A 15,302-nucleotide genomic window follows, 5' to 3' on the forward strand; every position below is an offset into this window, starting at 1 on the left:
CGGGAATTATTCGATGAAGAGCGAGGCAAGCACGCGCCGTCGCCAGAATTTGCGCAGATCGCCGCGCGTGACGGTCAGCGTGACCGAGCCGGTGTCGCCGCATAAGGTCAGGCCGAGTTCGGCGAGCCGGCCGGATTGCAACGCGGCGAGCGCGGGCTCGAACCAGTCGCTTTGCAGCGCCGCGAAGGCGTCGTTCCAGCGTGCCCAGTCCTGCTCGATGTAGGGCGCGGAGAAGGGGTCGAGTTCGACGAGCGTGGGATTTGATGCGGCGGTTGCGGTTGGGTTTCGGGCCGCGCTTGCGCCATTTGCACCGTGCCCGGCGCCTTCCAGCGCAGACCACGCGGCAAACGATGCTGGCGGTGCAGCCGTTTCGACACCGGCGGTCATAGCCAGCCCGCGCGTGGCGGCGGCATCCGAGAAAACCTGCCCGAACGGGCTGCGCACCGTTTGCGCCGCGCCTTGCGCATGAAACCAGATCGAGTTCACCGCCGGCAGCCCGCGCGCCTCGCGCGCTTCGTTCACCGGATGCTCGAACCACGCCATCTGCACTTCGTTCTGCAGCTTCATCCACGCGCGCGAACGCTCGCCGGAATGCGCTTCGTGAGGCAGCCAGATTTCGATGTTGCGCCCGCTCGCGCGCAACGGCGACGCGCCCGCCAGCGTGCCGAAACCGTCGCCCGACAGATACCAGCGCGCGGGTTTCGGGGCTTCGATACGCACGCCGAGTTCTTCGATCAGCGGACGGGCTACTGCCAGCAACGCAGCGGCGTCGGCGTCGGAGAGTTCGAGCGACGCCGGATCGATCAGCACCAGATGATCATGTGCGATACGTACATGCACCGGTTGCACGCAGGCCCAGGTCGCCTCGCCGGGTTCGCCGCCGTCGGCGCGCAGCATGTACGGCGCGAGCGGGGCTTCGTCGGCGGCGGCTGCGTTGCCGGGCAGCGCGCCGAATTGCCGCGCCACCCAGCGCTCGTGCGGCAGCGTGCGCTGAAAATCTTCGCCGATCACCCGTTCGACCAGCGTCGCGCGCGCGATCAGCCGGTCGAGGGCGGGGCTGCGGATGTCGTGAAGGGCGGTGGAGGCGTCCGCTGCGGCAGGCAGCGCGAAGGGCAGGAGCAGATGGAGACGGTTGGCGAGCATGATGCTGCGCATTGTAGGGCAAAGAGTGTGCGAGTATTCCGCCATCGGCTATCCGCCCGGCAAAACGCGGCGGTGGCCGGCGCACCTGCCGGTCGCCTGGCCGGCGGGGCGTCGCAGCAATAGCAGCCGCGCGCGGCGGCACCGCGCACATGACGAGGGAGACCGGCATGTCGCGTGAACTCAAAACCGAGCAGGAATTGCTCGAACTGGTCGTGAAAGCGCTCGATGCAAACCCGGCGACGGCCGGCTGGATACCGACGGGTTTCCACGAAACCGTCGAGGATGAAACGGGCTGCAACTGGGACATCAGTCATCTGCACCGGGACCGTAAGGACGCGGATAAACGCGATGTCGCCAACACTGCAGCGGCGGGCGTTATCAACGGGTTGCGGGCGCGGTACAACTTGCGGTAAGCGTCTTGCAGACGGTGCAGGGCTGCTGCGATCGGCGTTCGGCTGGTCAGCGAAGCCCTGACGATTGCCGCGCCGAAAAACTCCCCGTGCCGAGGGCCGATCCAGCCATTCCGCAAGCCACCTCGTTCAGACGGCGTTTGCGCGAGCGGGCGGCATTGTATGGCAAACTTCGCGCTTGATCGGTAACTGTGACGGCGATCGCAGCCGCACACCATGCGTCGGAATACGGTGGCGCGCGCCTTGCTACGACGTAGCGCGCAACGCCGGAACCATCCGCGTCGCCGCCACACCAACGATCACGACGCTCGGGCCGCGCGTCGGGCGTTCCACGCCTCCCGCGCGCACTACAAGGTCGAAAAACGGCCCGGACCACGGGCCGGAAAACGCAGAAAAGGATTCGCTTGAAATTTCCCTACGAATGGCAGATTGGCTGGCGCTATACCCGCGCCGGCAAACGCACGACCGGTAACGGCTTCATTTCGTTCATCGCGCTGGTGTCGATGTCGGGCATCGCACTCGGCGTCGCGGCGCTGATCGTCGTGTTGTCGGTGATGAACGGGTTCCAGAAAGAAGTGCGCGACCGGATGTTGTCGGTGCTCGCGCACGTCGAGATTTTTTCGCCGACCGGGTCGATGCCCGACTGGCAACTGACCGCGAAGGAAGCGCGTCAGAACAAGGAAGTGATCGGCGCGGCGCCCTATGTCGAAGCACAGGCGCTGCTGACGCGCCAGGACGCCGTGAGCGGCGTGGCGCTGCGCGGCGTCGAGCCGTCGCTCGAACCGGAAGTGTCGGATATCGGCAAGGAAATGAAAGGCGGCAAGCTGTCCGACCTCGTGCCCGGCGATTTCGGCATCGTGCTCGGCGCAGACCTCGCGACCAACCTCGGCGTGCAGGTCAACGACAAGATCACGCTCGTCGCCCCCGAAGGCACCATCACCCCGGCGGGCATGCTGCCGAGGCTGAAGCAGTTCACCGTGGTCGGCATCTTCGAATCGGGGCATTACGAATACGACAGCACGCTCGCGCTGATCAACATCAAGGACGCGCAGGCGCTGTTCCGGCTGCCCGCGCCAACCGGCGTGCGATTACGTCTGACCGACATGCAGCGCGCGCCGGAAGTCGCGCATCAACTGGCGCGCACATTGTCGGGCGATCTCTATATTCGCGACTGGACGCAGCAGAACAAGACCTGGTTCTCCGCCGTGCAGATCGAGAAGCGCATGATGTTCATCATCCTCACGTTGATCATTGCGGTGGCGGCGTTCAATCTCGTGTCGTCGCTGGTGATGACGGTGACCAACAAGCAGGCCGACATCGCGATTCTGCGCACGCTCGGCGCGCAGCCCGGCTCGATCATGAAAATTTTCGTGGTGCAGGGCGTGACGATCGGCTTCATCGGCACGGCGACCGGCGTCGCGCTCGGCTGCCTGATCGCGTGGAGCATTCCGTGGCTCGTACCGATGATCGAGCACCTGCTCGGCGTGCAGTTCCTGCCGCCGTCGGTGTACTTCATCAGCGAATTGCCGTCTGAACTGATTCCCGCCGACGTCGCGCGCATCGGCATCATCGCGTTCGTCATGTCGGCGCTGGCGACGCTTTACCCGAGCTGGCGCGGTGCGAAAGTCCGTCCTGCGGAGGCACTGCGTTATGAATGACCGTTCCGCGAATCTATCCATGGCCTCTGTCGATAACACCCCGTACCCCTACGTGCTGGAAGCCTCCGGTATTTCCAAAGCGTTCGTGCAGGGCGGTCTGAATGTACAGGTGCTCAACAACACGCAACTGAGCGTGCGGCGCGGCGAAAAGCTGGCGATCGTCGGCGCGTCGGGTTCGGGCAAAAGCACGCTGCTGCATGTGCTTGGCGGGCTCGACGATCCGAGCGCCGGCCATGTCTCGGTGATGGGCAAGCCGTTCACGAAACTCTCCGAGCGTGAGCGCAACGACCTGCGCAATCGCGCGCTGGGATTCGTGTATCAGTTCCATCATCTGTTGCCCGAATTCACCGCGCTCGACAACGTCGCGATGCCGCTGCGAATTCGCCGGATGACCACCGAAGCCGCGCGCAAGGAAGCGCTCGACGTGCTCGAGCGTGTCGGCATGGGGCATCGGGCGAAACATCGTCCGGGCGAGTTGTCGGGCGGCGAGCGTCAGCGCGTTGCCATCGCGCGGGCGCTGGTCACCAAACCGGCCTGCGTGCTGGCCGACGAGCCGACCGGCAATCTCGACGGCGGCACCGCGGACACGGTCTTCAACCTGATGCTCGAACTGTCGCAAACGCTCGAAACCAGCTTTGTGATCGTCACGCACGATCCCGAACTGGCAGGCCGCTGCGACCGCATCATGCGTCTGCGCGACGGCGTGCTTTACGAAGAGCCGCCGGTTCCGGTCTAAGCGCGAATCGTTGCGCCGCTGCTAGCGAGGCCCCGTCATGTGGATCGATACGCACTGTCATCTCGACGCGTCGGAATTCGATGCCGATCGCGCCGAGGTTGCGGCGTCGGCGCATCGCGCGGGCGTTGGCCGCATCGTGATTCCGGCGATCGGCCGGCAGAACTTCGAGGCGGTGCGTGAACTGGCGCATCAAGTGGAGGGCGGGGCGTATGCGCTCGGCATTCATCCGCTGTTCACGCCGGGTGCCGAAGACGGCGATCTCGATCTGCTGCGCATGGAGATCGAGGCGAGTCTTGATGATCCGCTATTCGTCGGTATCGGCGAGATCGGGCTCGATTATTTTGTCGACGGTCTTGACGATGCGCGTCAGCAGTTCTTCTACAACGGCCAGCTGCAACTCGCACGCGAATTCGATCTGCCGGTGATTTGCCACGTGCGCAAATCGCAGGATCAGGTGATCAAAGGGCTGCGTCGGCATCAGATTCATCGCGGCATCGCGCACGCGTTCAATGGCAGTTTCCAGCAGGCCCAGGCCTATATCGACCAGGGGATGCATCTTGGCTTCGGCGGCAATCTGACGTTCGAGCGCGCGCGGCAAATTCGCCGTCTCGCCGAACAATTGCCGTTCGACGCGCTGGTCGTCGAAACCGACGCGCCCGACATCGCGCCGTCGTGGATGTATAAGCAGCGCAACTCGCCCGAGCAGATTCCGGCGATCGGCGCGGGCCTCGCGAACCTGCGCGGAATGACCGCCGACGAAGCCGCCCTAGGCACAACGGCCAACGCGCTCGCAGCACTGCCCCGGCTGGCCCTTTCCTCTGCATAATCAATCTCGTTGATCTTGTGGTTCGCGTCGGGCGAAACCCATGCCCGGCGGGCTCGCTGACGCCTGTTCGTCGCGCGTCGTTTCGTCCCGCGCCAGGTGGACGGAGGGCGGATGCGGGCAGGATGGTGCGGATTTGCGTTGGGCGTGATCGGCTTGCAGCGGCAGGCTGCGTTGCCGGGGTGGGGCGGGTGGTTCGGGCTGGTGGTGCTCGGCATCGTGGCGATTGGTGTCGCGGCGTGGGGTTTGCGAGGCGACTCCATGCTTGCTGCGGCGCGGTCGACGACATCGTCGTCGTGGCGTTGGTGGTCGCGCTATTTCCGGTTTGATTCGCGTTTGCGAGGGTTCGCCGGCTGGATCGCCGTGTGGTGTGCGGCGGCGTGCATGGGTTTCGGCTATGCCGCCGTGCGCGCGGAGATGCGGCTCGCGGTGGGCTTGCCGCAGGCGTGGGAAGGGCGCGATATCGAGGTCGTCGGCAGCATCAAAGGCTTGCCGGCGCGTGATGAAAAAGGCGTGCGCTTTCTGTTCGAAGTCGAATCGGCCGACGCGCCGGTCGCGGCTTTTCCCCATGTTCTACAACTTTCCTGGATCGCCGACGATGCCCCGGCGCCGTTGCTCCAGCCGGGCGAACGCTGGCGTCTGACCGTGCGTCTGAAGCGGCCTCACGGCAACAGGAATTTCGGCGTGCGCGATGCCGAAGCGACGCTGCTCGCGCGCAATGTGCGGGCCACCGGTTATGTGAGCGCCCTGTCTCACGCGCGGCGTTTGCCTGGGCAGGTTCGAGACATCCGCGTGAGCGTGGACCGCTGGCGCGCGGCGTTACGCGCGCGGATCGACACGGTACTCGCGGATGCGCCGCATCGCGGGATTGTCGTTGCTCTGGCCATCGGCGCGCAGGACGAAGTCACTGCCGCCGATTGGCAACTGATGCGGAGCACGGGCACGAGCCATCTGGTCGCGATTTCGGGCTTGCATATCGGCTTCGTTGCCGGTCTTGCCGCGTGGTTCGCGGGCACTGTGTGGCGGCGCTCCGGCTGGATCGGCCGTAACTGGCCGCTGCGCCTGCCCGCGCAAATCGTCGCGGTGACGGGCGGCGCGGCGTTCGCCGCGTTGCATGCGGCGCTGGCGGGCTTCAATGTGCCGGCACAGCGGGCGTTGTGGATGGCGGGAGTGGTTGCGCTCGCGTTTGTCAGCGGACGCAATCTCGCTCGTTCGACGGTGTTGTGCTGGGCGCTGGGGCTGGTGCTGCTGATTGATCCGTGGGCGGTGGTGTCGGCGGGATTCTGGCTTTCGTTCTGCGCGGTGGTGGCGATTCTGTTCGCGATGTCGGGGCGAGTTCGTTGGCGGCGCGAGGGCGGGCGGGAGGCCCGGAGCCAGGAGGGGGATGCCGGTCGCGGCGATAGCGATCGTGGCAACGGCAACGGCGGTGGTCTGCGAAACAGCAACGGCACCAGCCGCTGCCATCGTGATACCGATAACCGCGATGGCCTCGACGATTACAACTACAACGACGTCCGCCCCACCTTCACCAATTTCCGCGCGTCGCTGCGTCGCCGGCTCATTGCTCTCAATGACCGGCTGTACAGCGCCGCCCACGTCCAGATCGCGGTAACCGTCGCTCTCGCACCGCTCACCGTCTACTGGTTCTCGCAAATTCCACTGATCGGCCCGCTCGCGAATGCCTTCGCGATTCCGTGGGTGAGTCTGCTGGTCACGCCCGCCGTGCTGGCTGGCGTTGCACTGCCCGCGCCCGTCGATGCGCTGGCCTTCCACGCCGCGCATGGCCTGCTCGTTTTGCTGGGCGAGTTCCTGCATCTTTTGTCCGGCCCCGGCTGGACGCTCTGGTGGCTGCCGCAACCCAACGCCTGGGCGCTGGCCGCCGCGGCGGTGGGTGTGTTCTGGCTGTTGGCGCCACGCGGCTGGCCGCTCCGGTGGGCTGCGCCGCTCACGTGGTTGCCGCTGCTGATGCCAGCGTCGCCCGGTCCGCCGCACGGCACTTTTCGCCTGACCGCGCTGGACGTCGGGCAGGGTACCTCGGTGCTGATCGAGACCGCGCATCATACGTTGCTGTTCGATACCGGGCCCGGCCCGGAATCGACCCACGCGGGCGAGCGGGTGGTTGTGCCGTTTCTGCAGGCGCATGGGGTGAGATCGCTCGACACGCTGATCGTCAGCCATGCCGATTCCGATCACTCGGGCGGGGCGCCGGCCGTGCTCGACGCGATCCACGTCGAGCAGATGGTGGCCGCGTTGCCGCCGTCCAATGCGCTCTGGTCGAGTGCGAAACAGCACGGCGCGCGCACCTTGCCATGCGCGGCGGGCCAGCGCTGGCAGTGGGACGGCGTCGAATTCGCCATGTTGTGGCCGGACGCCGGCCCGCTGCGAGGCAAGCCAAACGAGCATTGCTGCGTGTTGCGCGTGAGCACGATCCCGGCCGTCGCGAGCGGCCCGGAGAACCGCACTAAAACGATCCCGCCTCGCATCGCGGCTTTGCTGACGGCGGACATCGAGGCGCCCACCGAACGCGTGCTGCTCGCGCGCGATCGTGACGCGTTGCGCGCGCAGGTGCTGGTCGTGCCGCATCACGGCAGCAAGACGTCGTCGACCGAGCCGTTCCTCGACTCTATCGATCCGTCTATCTCAATATTTCAGGTAGGCTACCGTAACCGGTTTCATCATCCGAATGCCGGCGTGTTCGAGCGTTATAAGGCGCGTCATATCGAACTTGGGCGTAGCGATGTGGATGGCGCGGTGCGGGTCGACGTCGATCCGGGTTATTCAGCGCAGGCGGGCGCGGAGACGAACGGCGCCGTGCTGACGCTCGAACGCTACCGCGATACGCAGCGTCGTTACTGGATGGATCGTTGACTGCAAGGTGACGCGACAGAGGCGAATTGTGAGCCCGCATAAAAATGGAGCCGTGCTGCGGGATGGAGATTGCCCTTGAGGAGCGCGAGCCCGCGGCGGCCCCAGAATGTGTCCGCGAAAGAAGTGCCCCACGCAACCGTACCCGCAGCCCCGGCCCGGCACTAAAAAACACAAACAGAACGGAGATAGCCGCAGTTGAAAAACGTCATTCATTTCTCGCACGCGAACGGTTTCCCGGCGTCGACCTACCGGACGATCTTTGCCGAATTGTCCGACGACTACGAACTGCGCGCGATCGAGCGCATCGGCCACGACGCGCGCTTCCCGGTGACCCAGGACTGGCCGCATCTGGTCGAACAGTTGCTCGACGATATTGGCCGTGCGTATGAACAGCCGGTTTGGCTGGTGGGGCATTCGCTAGGCGGCTATCTGTCGTTGATGGCCGCGCTCAAGAAGCCGCAATGGGTCCGGGGCGTGGTGATGCTGGATTCGCCAGTTATCGCCGGCTGGCGGAGCAGCATGCTGCGCGTGTCGCAATGGACCGGCCTCGACGAGCGCCTCTCGCCCGCAGCCGCCACCCGCACGCGACGCACTCATTGGGCGAGCCGCGACGAAACGTGGCGGCATTTTCATTCGAAGCCCGCGTTTGCGCGCTGGGACGAGCGCATGCTGTCCGACTACATCGACTTCGGTATTCCGCAGACTTCGGCCGACGGCTCGCGTTCGCTCGCCTTCGACCGCCGCACCGAATATCAGATATATAAAACCTTGCCGCATACGCTCGGCTCGCGACTGGCTCGCGGCGCGGCGGTGCCGGTCGGGTTTATCGCCGGCACGCGCTCGAAGGAAATTCGCCAGGCCGGGCTGGATGCAACCCGCCGCGTGACCGGCGGACATCTGGAGTGGATCGAAGGCAGCCATCTTTATCCGATGGAAAAACCGATCGAAACCGCGCGCGCAGTGCAGCGCATGTTGCGCGAACTGGAGCAGCGGGGTTGACGCGGTAGGGTAGACCGGCAGTAAAGCAGCGAAGAAATACGGCGGCGCGATGATGCTTCCGCGGGCGCTCGCCAAAACGCGCGGCAAAAGTCTTGCGTTGCATAAACGGGCCGCCTCCGCTTCCCGGCGACCGGAAGCACCCGCCGCCACCTTGCGCGCGCATCGTCAGACCGCGCCGCAAAAAACGGTACATGATCGGCGCACGGCAATCGCCGCCGCCGTGGCACACGTGCGTGCAGATGTCGCTCGGATTTTGCTGGGTTGGGGCCCTGCTTTACGGTATAATCCGTTTTTCCCGCGAGCATCCAGCGATGACCAAATATGTTTTCGTCACCGGCGGCGTAGTATCTTCCCTCGGCAAGGGTATTGCCGCCGCTTCCCTCGCCGCGATCCTCGAATCGCGCGGTCTTAAAGTCACCCTCCTCAAGCTCGATCCGTACATCAACGTCGACCCCGGCACGATGAGCCCGTTTCAGCACGGCGAAGTGTTCGTCACGGAAGACGGAGCAGAGACTGACCTCGACCTTGGCCACTATGAGCGCTTCATCAGCACGAAGATGCGCAAGGCCAACAACTTCACCACTGGCCAGATTTACGAATCGGTAATCCGCAAGGAACGCCGGGGCGATTATCTCGGCAAGACGGTGCAGGTCATCCCGCACATCACGAACGAAATCCAGGCGTTTATCGAACGCGGCGCAGCTTCGGCTACGTGCGGCGAGCCGGATGTCGCCATCGTCGAAGTGGGCGGTACGGTGGGCGACATCGAGTCGCTGCCGTTCCTCGAGGCCGCACGTCAGATGAGCCTGCGCATGGGCCGCAACAGCGCGTGCTTCGTGCATCTCACGCTGGTGCCATGGGTCGCCACGGCCGGCGAACTGAAGACCAAGCCTACGCAACACAGCGTGCAGAAGCTGCGTGAAATCGGCATCTCGCCGCACGTGCTGCTGTGCCGTGCCGACCGTCGCATCCCGGACGACGAGCGCGCAAAAATCTCCATGTTCTCGAACGTGCCCGAAGACGCCGTGATTTCGGTGTGGGACGCAGACAGCATCTACAAGATTCCGCAGATGCTGCACGACCAGGGTCTGGACGCGATCATCTGCGAAGAGCTCAAGCTCTCGCCGCAGCCGGCCGATCTGTCCATGTGGTCCGATCTGGTCGAGAAGCTTCAGCATCCGAAGCACGAAGTCACGATCGGCATGGTCGGCAAATATGTCGATCTGACCGAGTCGTACAAGTCGCTGATCGAAGCGCTGCGCCATGCGTCGATGCACACGGCGACGAAAGTCAACATCGAGTACATCGATTCGGAAGAGGTCGAAACGCAAGGCGTCGACAGCCTCAAGCATCTTGACGCCGTGCTGGTTCCGGGTGGCTTCGGCCGTCGCGGCACCGAAGGCAAGATCGCCGCGATCCGCTATGCGCGCGAAGCGAAGGTGCCGTACCTCGGCATCTGCCTCGGCATGCAGCTCGCCGTGATCGAATTCGCCCGCGACGTGGTCGGCCTGAAAAACGCGAACAGCACCGAGTTCGATCAGGAAACCGAAAACCGCGTGGTCGCACTGATCACCGAGTGGTACGACCGTGAAGGCAAGGTCGAGAAGCGTACCGAAGAATCGGATCTGGGCGGCACGATGCGCCTCGGTTCGCAACGTTGCCCGATCAAGCCCGGCACGATGGCCGAAGAGATCTACGGCAAGGACGTGAACGAGCGTCATCGTCACCGTTATGAAGTCAATAACCGCTTCGTGCCCCAGCTCGAAGCCGGTGGCCTTATCATCAGCGCGCGTACCCCGAGTGAAGATCTGCCGGAAATGATGGAATTGCCGCGCAGCATGCACCCGTGGTTCGTCGGCGTGCAGTTCCACCCGGAATTCACGTCCACGCCGCGTGACGGTCATCCGCTGTTCAAGTCGTTCGTCGAAGCGGCGCTCGCGCATCATCAGGCGGGTGCAACGAACGCAGTTGGGGAGAAAGCATGAAACTGGGCGATTTCGAAATCGGGCTCGACAAGCCGTTTTTCCTGATCGCCGGCACCTGTGTCGTCGAATCCGAACAGATGACGATCGACGTGGCGGGCCGGCTGAAGGAAATCTGCGCGAAGCTGAACATTCCGTTCATCTACAAATCGTCGTACGACAAGGCTAACCGCAGCAGCGGCAAGTCGTTCCGCGGTCTGGGCATGGACGAAGGTTTGCGCATCCTGTCGGAAGTGAAGCGTCAGCTCGGTCTGCCAGTACTGACCGACGTTCACGCCGAACACGAAATCGAGCAGGTTGCGTCGGTGGTCGATGTCCTGCAAACGCCTGCTTTCCTGTGCCGTCAAACGGACTTCATTCACGCTTGTGCGCGTTCGGGCAAACCGGTCAATATCAAGAAAGGCCAGTTTCTCGCACCGCACGACATGAAGAACGTGATCGACAAGGCGCGTGACGCAGCGCGTGAAGCCGGTCTGTCGGAAGACCGCTTCATGGCGTGTGAGCGCGGCGTGTCGTTCGGCTATAACAACCTCGTGTCGGACATGCGTTCGCTCGCGATCATGCGCGAAACCAGCGCGCCGGTCGTGTTCGACGCGACTCACTCGGTGCAGTTGCCGGGCGGTCAGGGCACAAGCTCGGGTGGTCAACGCGAATTCGTGCCGGTGCTGGCGCGTGCCGCGGTGGCAGTGGGCGTCTCCGGCCTCTTCATGGAAACGCACCCGAATCCGGCGCAGGCCAAGTCGGACGGCCCGAATGCCGTGCCGCTGAACCGCATGGCCGACCTGCTCGAGACGCTGGTAACGCTCGATCAGGCCGTCAAGCGCGCGCCGTTCCTCGAAAGCGATTTCAACTGATTCATACGTTTTCCGCGTGTCACGACTCGCTTGCATAATGGGCGCAGTCGTCGACGCGCGGCGAAAGTAACGCAATGGTCGTCGAACGTATCGGCGCGCGAGTGGTTCGTCGGGGAGACCGGCGCTCTGCTTGAGATTGGAATCAGCGCTAACGCGCGAACCCCGATCGACACGCGAGATACAGTGTCACAGTAAAGAATTCAACGTCATTTCTTGAGGAAACCATGAGTGCTATCGTAGATATCATCGGTCGAGAGATTCTCGATTCGCGAGGCAACCCCACCGTCGAATGCGACGTGCTGCTCGAGTCGGGCACGATGGGCCGCGCTGCGGTGCCGTCGGGTGCATCGACCGGCTCGCGTGAAGCCATCGAACTGCGCGACGGCGAAACCGGCCGTTACGGCGGCAAGGGCGTGCTGAAGGCCGTTGAGCACATCAACACTGAAATCTCCGAAGCGATCATGGGCCTCGACGCTTCCGAGCAGGCCTTCCTCGACAAGACGCTGCTGGAACTCGACGGCACCGACAACAAGTCGCGCCTCGGCGCAAACGCGATGCTGGCTGTATCGATGGCCGTCGCGAAGGCCGCCGCTGAAGAAGCCGGCCTGCCGCTGTACCGCTACTTCGGCGGCTCGGGCGCAATGCAACTGCCGGTCCCGATGATGAACATCGTCAACGGTGGCGCGCACGCGAACAACAGCCTGGACATCCAGGAATTCATGATCGTTCCGGTCAGCCAGCCGACTTTCCGCGAAGCACTGCGCTGCGGCGCCGAAGTGTTCCACGCGCTGAAGAAGATCCTGTCGGACCGCGGCATGAGCACGGCAGTGGGCGACGAAGGCGGTTTCGCACCGAACTTCGGCAGCAACGACGAGTGCCTGTCGACCATCCTGCAAGCTACCGAGAAAGCAGGCTACCGCGCCGGTGAAGACGTTCTGCTCGCACTCGACTGCGCAGCGAGCGAGTTCTACCACGACGGCAAGTACCAGCTGGCTGGCGAAGGCCTGCAACTGTCGTCGACGGAATTTGCGGATTACCTCGCAAACCTGGCCGACAAGTTCCCGATCGTGTCGATCGAAGACGGCATGCACGAAAGCGACTGGGCAGGCTGGAAGACGCTGACCGACAAGCTCGGCAAGAAGGTCCAGCTGGTCGGCGACGACCTGTTCGTGACCAACACGCGCATCCTGAAGGAAGGCATCGACAAGGGCATCGCCAACTCGATCCTGATCAAGATCAACCAGATCGGCACGCTGACGGAAACCTTCGCGGCAATCGAAATGGCGAAGCGCGCAGGCTACACGGCTGTGATCTCGCACCGTTCGGGCGAAACCGAAGATTCGACGATCGCTGATATCGCGGTCGGCCTGAATGCCGGTCAGATCAAGACGGGTTCGCTGTCGCGTTCGGACCGCATCTCGAAGTACAACCAGTTGCTGCGTATCGAAGAAGATCTCGGTGATATCGCCAGCTATCCGGGCAAGTCGGCGTTCTACAACCTGCGCTAAGTTGGCTGATGTCTACGTTAACCGATGAGCCGGTTATCCCCCGTTTCTGATTGACCTCGCCGCCCTGCGTATAGCGCAGGGCGGCGCGTATTTATTGTGCTTACTTCATGCGGCTCGTCACTGCTGTCCTGATCGTTCTGCTGGCGCTGATCCAGTACCCGCTCTGGTGGGGCCATGGGGGCTGGTTGCGCGTGCACGAGTTGCAGCAGCAACTGGCGCAGCAACTGCAGAAGAACAACGATTCGAAGCTGCGCAACGAGCGTATTCAGGGCGAAGTGCAGGATCTGCAGAACGGCACGGCCGCTGTCGAAGAGCGGGCACGCTACGAAATGGGCATGGTCAAGGATGGCGAAGTGTTCGTGCAATTCGTGTCGCCGAACGCGCCGTTGCCGACTGCGAACACGCCTTCGGTGACAACCTCGACGCGGGGTGAAGTGTCGGCGGCGCCGTTACACGTGGTGCCGAATCCGGAGTCGCGCGCGAAGCCGGATCGCAAGCACGGCGGCAAGGCGGCGAAGGACAAGAAGGCCGCTGGTACGCATTGAACGTTGCGTGTTGGTGTAGCGCGTTAGCTACACCAGGCCGGCAAGATACGGGGGACGAAAAAAGGAGCGGTTCAGCAATGAACCGCTCCTTTTTCTTTTGGCCCTTCAGGTTGAGTGCGCTACCGCGCGATACGCCCCACGCTTTGTTCTACCAACCCCAGTTTGGTCCAAAACCCACGCCAATCCCGGAGCCCCAGCCGCGTCCCCAACCGCCGCTGGAATAACCTCCCCAGACGTTGACCGGTGGCGAGTAATAACGCGACCAGGCCTGAGCGGCATTTTCGGCGGCAATCGCCTGATCCTGTTCGAACAGCACCTGCCGGTCGATCGCGTCATAGCGTGCGCGTTCTTGCTGCGTGAGTGGCGGCGCGGTGGTGGTGTTGACGGTGTCGGTCTGATCGGCCGGCAAACGGCTCAGGATCGGCGATGGCCCTGGCGGATCGATCGCGCAGCCGGCTAGCGCGGCGGTGCCCGCAACTACGACGAGAATTGAAAAGAAGCGCTTGTGGCGAAGGGGAAGGGCATAGCGGGTCGACGAAACAGTGCGGATCATGTTCGATCTCCAGCAATCAGTCGGTCGGATGCCTAAGTAAAAATGCACAACGTCCGCCGCCAGGAATCAACGCAACCAGACGAAACCACACGCAAGCAAACGGAACCAGCGACAGGTAATGCTGAAGCAATTCGCGCCGCCCGAGTCACAAAGTGACCATGGGCGGCGCGATAACAATCGCCGTGAAACGACTACGATCCGATCCAGATCGGCGAGCCTGAAACCCGCTTCACCGGTCGTCTCAATGCCGTTGATCAGTAGCGGGCGTCACACCCTGTGAGAGTGCGTCGGCGACGAAAAGTTGCGCCACGTCGACCGGATCGAATTCGTACCGCTGATTGCAGAACTCGCAATGAATTTCCACATGTCCGCGTTCTTCGATCACGCCGTCCACTTCTTCGCGGCCCAGCATCTTCAGCATTCCACCGACTTTCTCACGCGAACACGTGCATTCGAAGCGCGCCGTGGCCGGCTCGAAATGCTGGACGTTTTCCTGCCAGAAAAGGCGCCGGAAAACCGTCTCCGGCTCTTCCTTCAACAGTTCGTCCTGCGACAGCGTGCCGCCCAGCGTGCAAACGCGCTCCCACGTATCCGCGTCCAGCTCGCCCGGATGCGGGACGATGCCGCCGTCGCCCGGCAGCTTCTGCAGCAGCATGCCGACCGCGCGCTCGGTGTTCGCCGCGAGCCACAGGCGCGTGTCGAGCTGTTCGGAGTGGTGCATGTAGTGCTCGAGCACTTCGGCCATCGAGTTGAGCGGGCCGTCCACGCCCGACAGCGGCACGATACTTTGATACGGCTGTTGGCCCGGATGCTTATCGGCCGGATCAAGCGTGATCACGCAGCGGCCGTGACCGCTCGCGTTCAGCAATTCGATCATCGAAGCCGTGTCGCCGATAGTATTGGCCGTGTCGCCGGAAAGCTTGGCGGTGGCGCGCATCGACAGATCGGAGCTGCACTGGACCACCAGCATCTTGACCGGGCCGTCGCCGAAAATCTGCATGACGAGCGTGCCGTCGAACTTGAGATTCGCCGACAGCAGTGCGCACGCGGCCATCATTTCGCCCAGAATCGTCCGCACAGGCGCCGGATAATCGCGGCGCGTCAGCACTTCCTGCCACGTATTGCGCAGCGAAACGATCTCGCCGCGCACTGGCGCCGCGCTGAACATGAATTTTTGCAACTGGTCGCTCACAACTTTTCCTCGGTGGAATGACGCGGCTGAT

General features: G+C 63.4%; 13 protein-coding genes. 10 read left to right on the plus strand and 3 right to left on the minus strand.

The features are described from left to right. Positions 1-6: 6 nt before the first annotated feature. Positions 7-1,155, minus strand: a complete 1,149-nt coding sequence (locus ABH945_RS04575; RefSeq protein WP_429249852.1) for a regulator — start codon at positions 1,153-1,155, stop codon at positions 7-9. 155 nt (positions 1,156-1,310) lie between these two features. On the opposite strand from ABH945_RS04575, the gene ABH945_RS04580 reads away from it, so the two are divergent. The 10 genes from ABH945_RS04580 (at position 1,311) to ftsB (ending at position 13,526) form a co-directional block, all read left to right on the plus strand. Continuing rightward, on the plus strand, positions 1,311-1,556 hold the full coding sequence (locus ABH945_RS04580) for a hypothetical protein (RefSeq protein ID WP_074764402.1): 246 nt from the start codon (positions 1,311-1,313) through the stop codon (positions 1,554-1,556). Positions 1,557-1,957: 401 nt separating this feature from the next. Continuing rightward, a complete protein-coding gene (locus tag ABH945_RS04585) occupies positions 1,958-3,211 on the plus strand; it encodes a lipoprotein-releasing ABC transporter permease subunit (protein ID WP_074764400.1) in 1,254 nt (417 codons plus the stop codon). Next, complete coding sequence (gene lolD / locus ABH945_RS04590; protein ID WP_074764398.1) at positions 3,204-3,947, plus strand: lipoprotein-releasing ABC transporter ATP-binding protein LolD; 744 nt, start codon at positions 3,204-3,206, stop codon at positions 3,945-3,947. The genes ABH945_RS04585 and lolD overlap by 8 nt, the downstream gene beginning before the upstream one ends. Positions 3,948-3,984: 37 nt before the next feature. Further along, positions 3,985-4,773, plus strand: a complete 789-nt coding sequence (locus ABH945_RS04595) for a TatD family hydrolase (protein ID WP_429249853.1) — start codon at positions 3,985-3,987, stop codon at positions 4,771-4,773. Between the two features lie 111 nt (positions 4,774-4,884). Continuing rightward, positions 4,885-7,638 (plus strand): DNA internalization-related competence protein ComEC/Rec2, encoded by a 2,754-nt coding sequence (locus ABH945_RS04600; RefSeq protein ID WP_429249854.1) that lies wholly within the window; start codon positions 4,885-4,887, stop codon positions 7,636-7,638. A 195-nt stretch (positions 7,639-7,833) separates the two neighbouring features. After that, on the plus strand, positions 7,834-8,637 hold the full coding sequence (locus ABH945_RS04605) for an alpha/beta fold hydrolase (protein ID WP_429249855.1): 804 nt from the start codon (positions 7,834-7,836) through the stop codon (positions 8,635-8,637). Positions 8,638-8,948: 311 nt separating this feature from the next. Continuing rightward, the gene (locus ABH945_RS04610) at positions 8,949-10,622 is read left to right on the plus strand and encodes a CTP synthase (protein ID WP_074766464.1); all 1,674 of its coding nucleotides are present in this window, start codon (positions 8,949-8,951) and stop codon (positions 10,620-10,622) included. Next, on the plus strand, positions 10,619-11,473 hold the full coding sequence (gene kdsA / locus ABH945_RS04615) for a 3-deoxy-8-phosphooctulonate synthase (RefSeq protein ID WP_074764390.1): 855 nt from the start codon (positions 10,619-10,621) through the stop codon (positions 11,471-11,473). The genes ABH945_RS04610 and kdsA overlap by 4 nt, the downstream gene beginning before the upstream one ends. A gap of 224 nt (positions 11,474-11,697) precedes the next feature. Then, complete coding sequence (eno, locus tag ABH945_RS04620) at positions 11,698-12,981, plus strand: phosphopyruvate hydratase (protein ID WP_429249856.1); 1,284 nt, start codon at positions 11,698-11,700, stop codon at positions 12,979-12,981. Positions 12,982-13,088: 107 nt separating this feature from the next. Further along, complete coding sequence (gene ftsB, locus ABH945_RS04625) at positions 13,089-13,526, plus strand: cell division protein FtsB (protein WP_074764386.1); 438 nt, start codon at positions 13,089-13,091, stop codon at positions 13,524-13,526. 148 nt (positions 13,527-13,674) lie between these two features. On the opposite strand, the gene ABH945_RS04630 is transcribed toward ftsB, so the two are convergent. Together ABH945_RS04630 and hslO are read right to left on the minus strand one after the other, a co-directional pair. After that, positions 13,675-14,079 (minus strand): hypothetical protein, encoded by a 405-nt coding sequence (locus ABH945_RS04630; RefSeq protein WP_429249857.1) that lies wholly within the window; start codon positions 14,077-14,079, stop codon positions 13,675-13,677. Between the two features lie 241 nt (positions 14,080-14,320). Next, on the minus strand, positions 14,321-15,271 hold the full coding sequence (hslO, locus tag ABH945_RS04635) for an Hsp33 family molecular chaperone HslO (protein WP_429249858.1): 951 nt from the start codon (positions 15,269-15,271) through the stop codon (positions 14,321-14,323). Positions 15,272-15,302: the final 31 nt, after the last annotated feature.

Source organism: Paraburkholderia sp. GAS333 (genome assembly GCF_050435665.1).
GTDB lineage: Bacteria > Pseudomonadota > Gammaproteobacteria > Burkholderiales > Burkholderiaceae > Paraburkholderia > Paraburkholderia fungorum_A.

Excerpts from the sequence above, each read along its gene's own strand:
- ABH945_RS04575 (WP_429249852.1), bottom strand. The coding sequence starts at position 1,155 with ATGCGCAGCATCATGCTCGCCAACCGTCTCCATCTGCTCCTGCCCTTC.
- ABH945_RS04580 (WP_074764402.1), top strand. The coding sequence starts at position 1,311 with ATGTCGCGTGAACTCAAAACCGAGCAGGAATTGCTCGAACTGGTCGTG.
- lolD (WP_074764398.1), top strand. The coding sequence starts at position 3,204 with ATGAATGACCGTTCCGCGAATCTATCCATGGCCTCTGTCGATAACACC.
- ABH945_RS04595 (WP_429249853.1), top strand. The coding sequence starts at position 3,985 with ATGTGGATCGATACGCACTGTCATCTCGACGCGTCGGAATTCGATGCC.
- ABH945_RS04600 (WP_429249854.1), top strand. The coding sequence starts at position 4,885 with ATGCGGGCAGGATGGTGCGGATTTGCGTTGGGCGTGATCGGCTTGCAG.
- ABH945_RS04610 (WP_074766464.1), top strand. The coding sequence starts at position 8,949 with ATGACCAAATATGTTTTCGTCACCGGCGGCGTAGTATCTTCCCTCGGC.
- kdsA (WP_074764390.1), top strand. The coding sequence starts at position 10,619 with ATGAAACTGGGCGATTTCGAAATCGGGCTCGACAAGCCGTTTTTCCTG.
- eno (WP_429249856.1), top strand. The coding sequence starts at position 11,698 with ATGAGTGCTATCGTAGATATCATCGGTCGAGAGATTCTCGATTCGCGA.
- ftsB (WP_074764386.1), top strand. The coding sequence starts at position 13,089 with ATGCGGCTCGTCACTGCTGTCCTGATCGTTCTGCTGGCGCTGATCCAG.
- ABH945_RS04630 (WP_429249857.1), bottom strand. The coding sequence starts at position 14,079 with ATGATCCGCACTGTTTCGTCGACCCGCTATGCCCTTCCCCTTCGCCAC.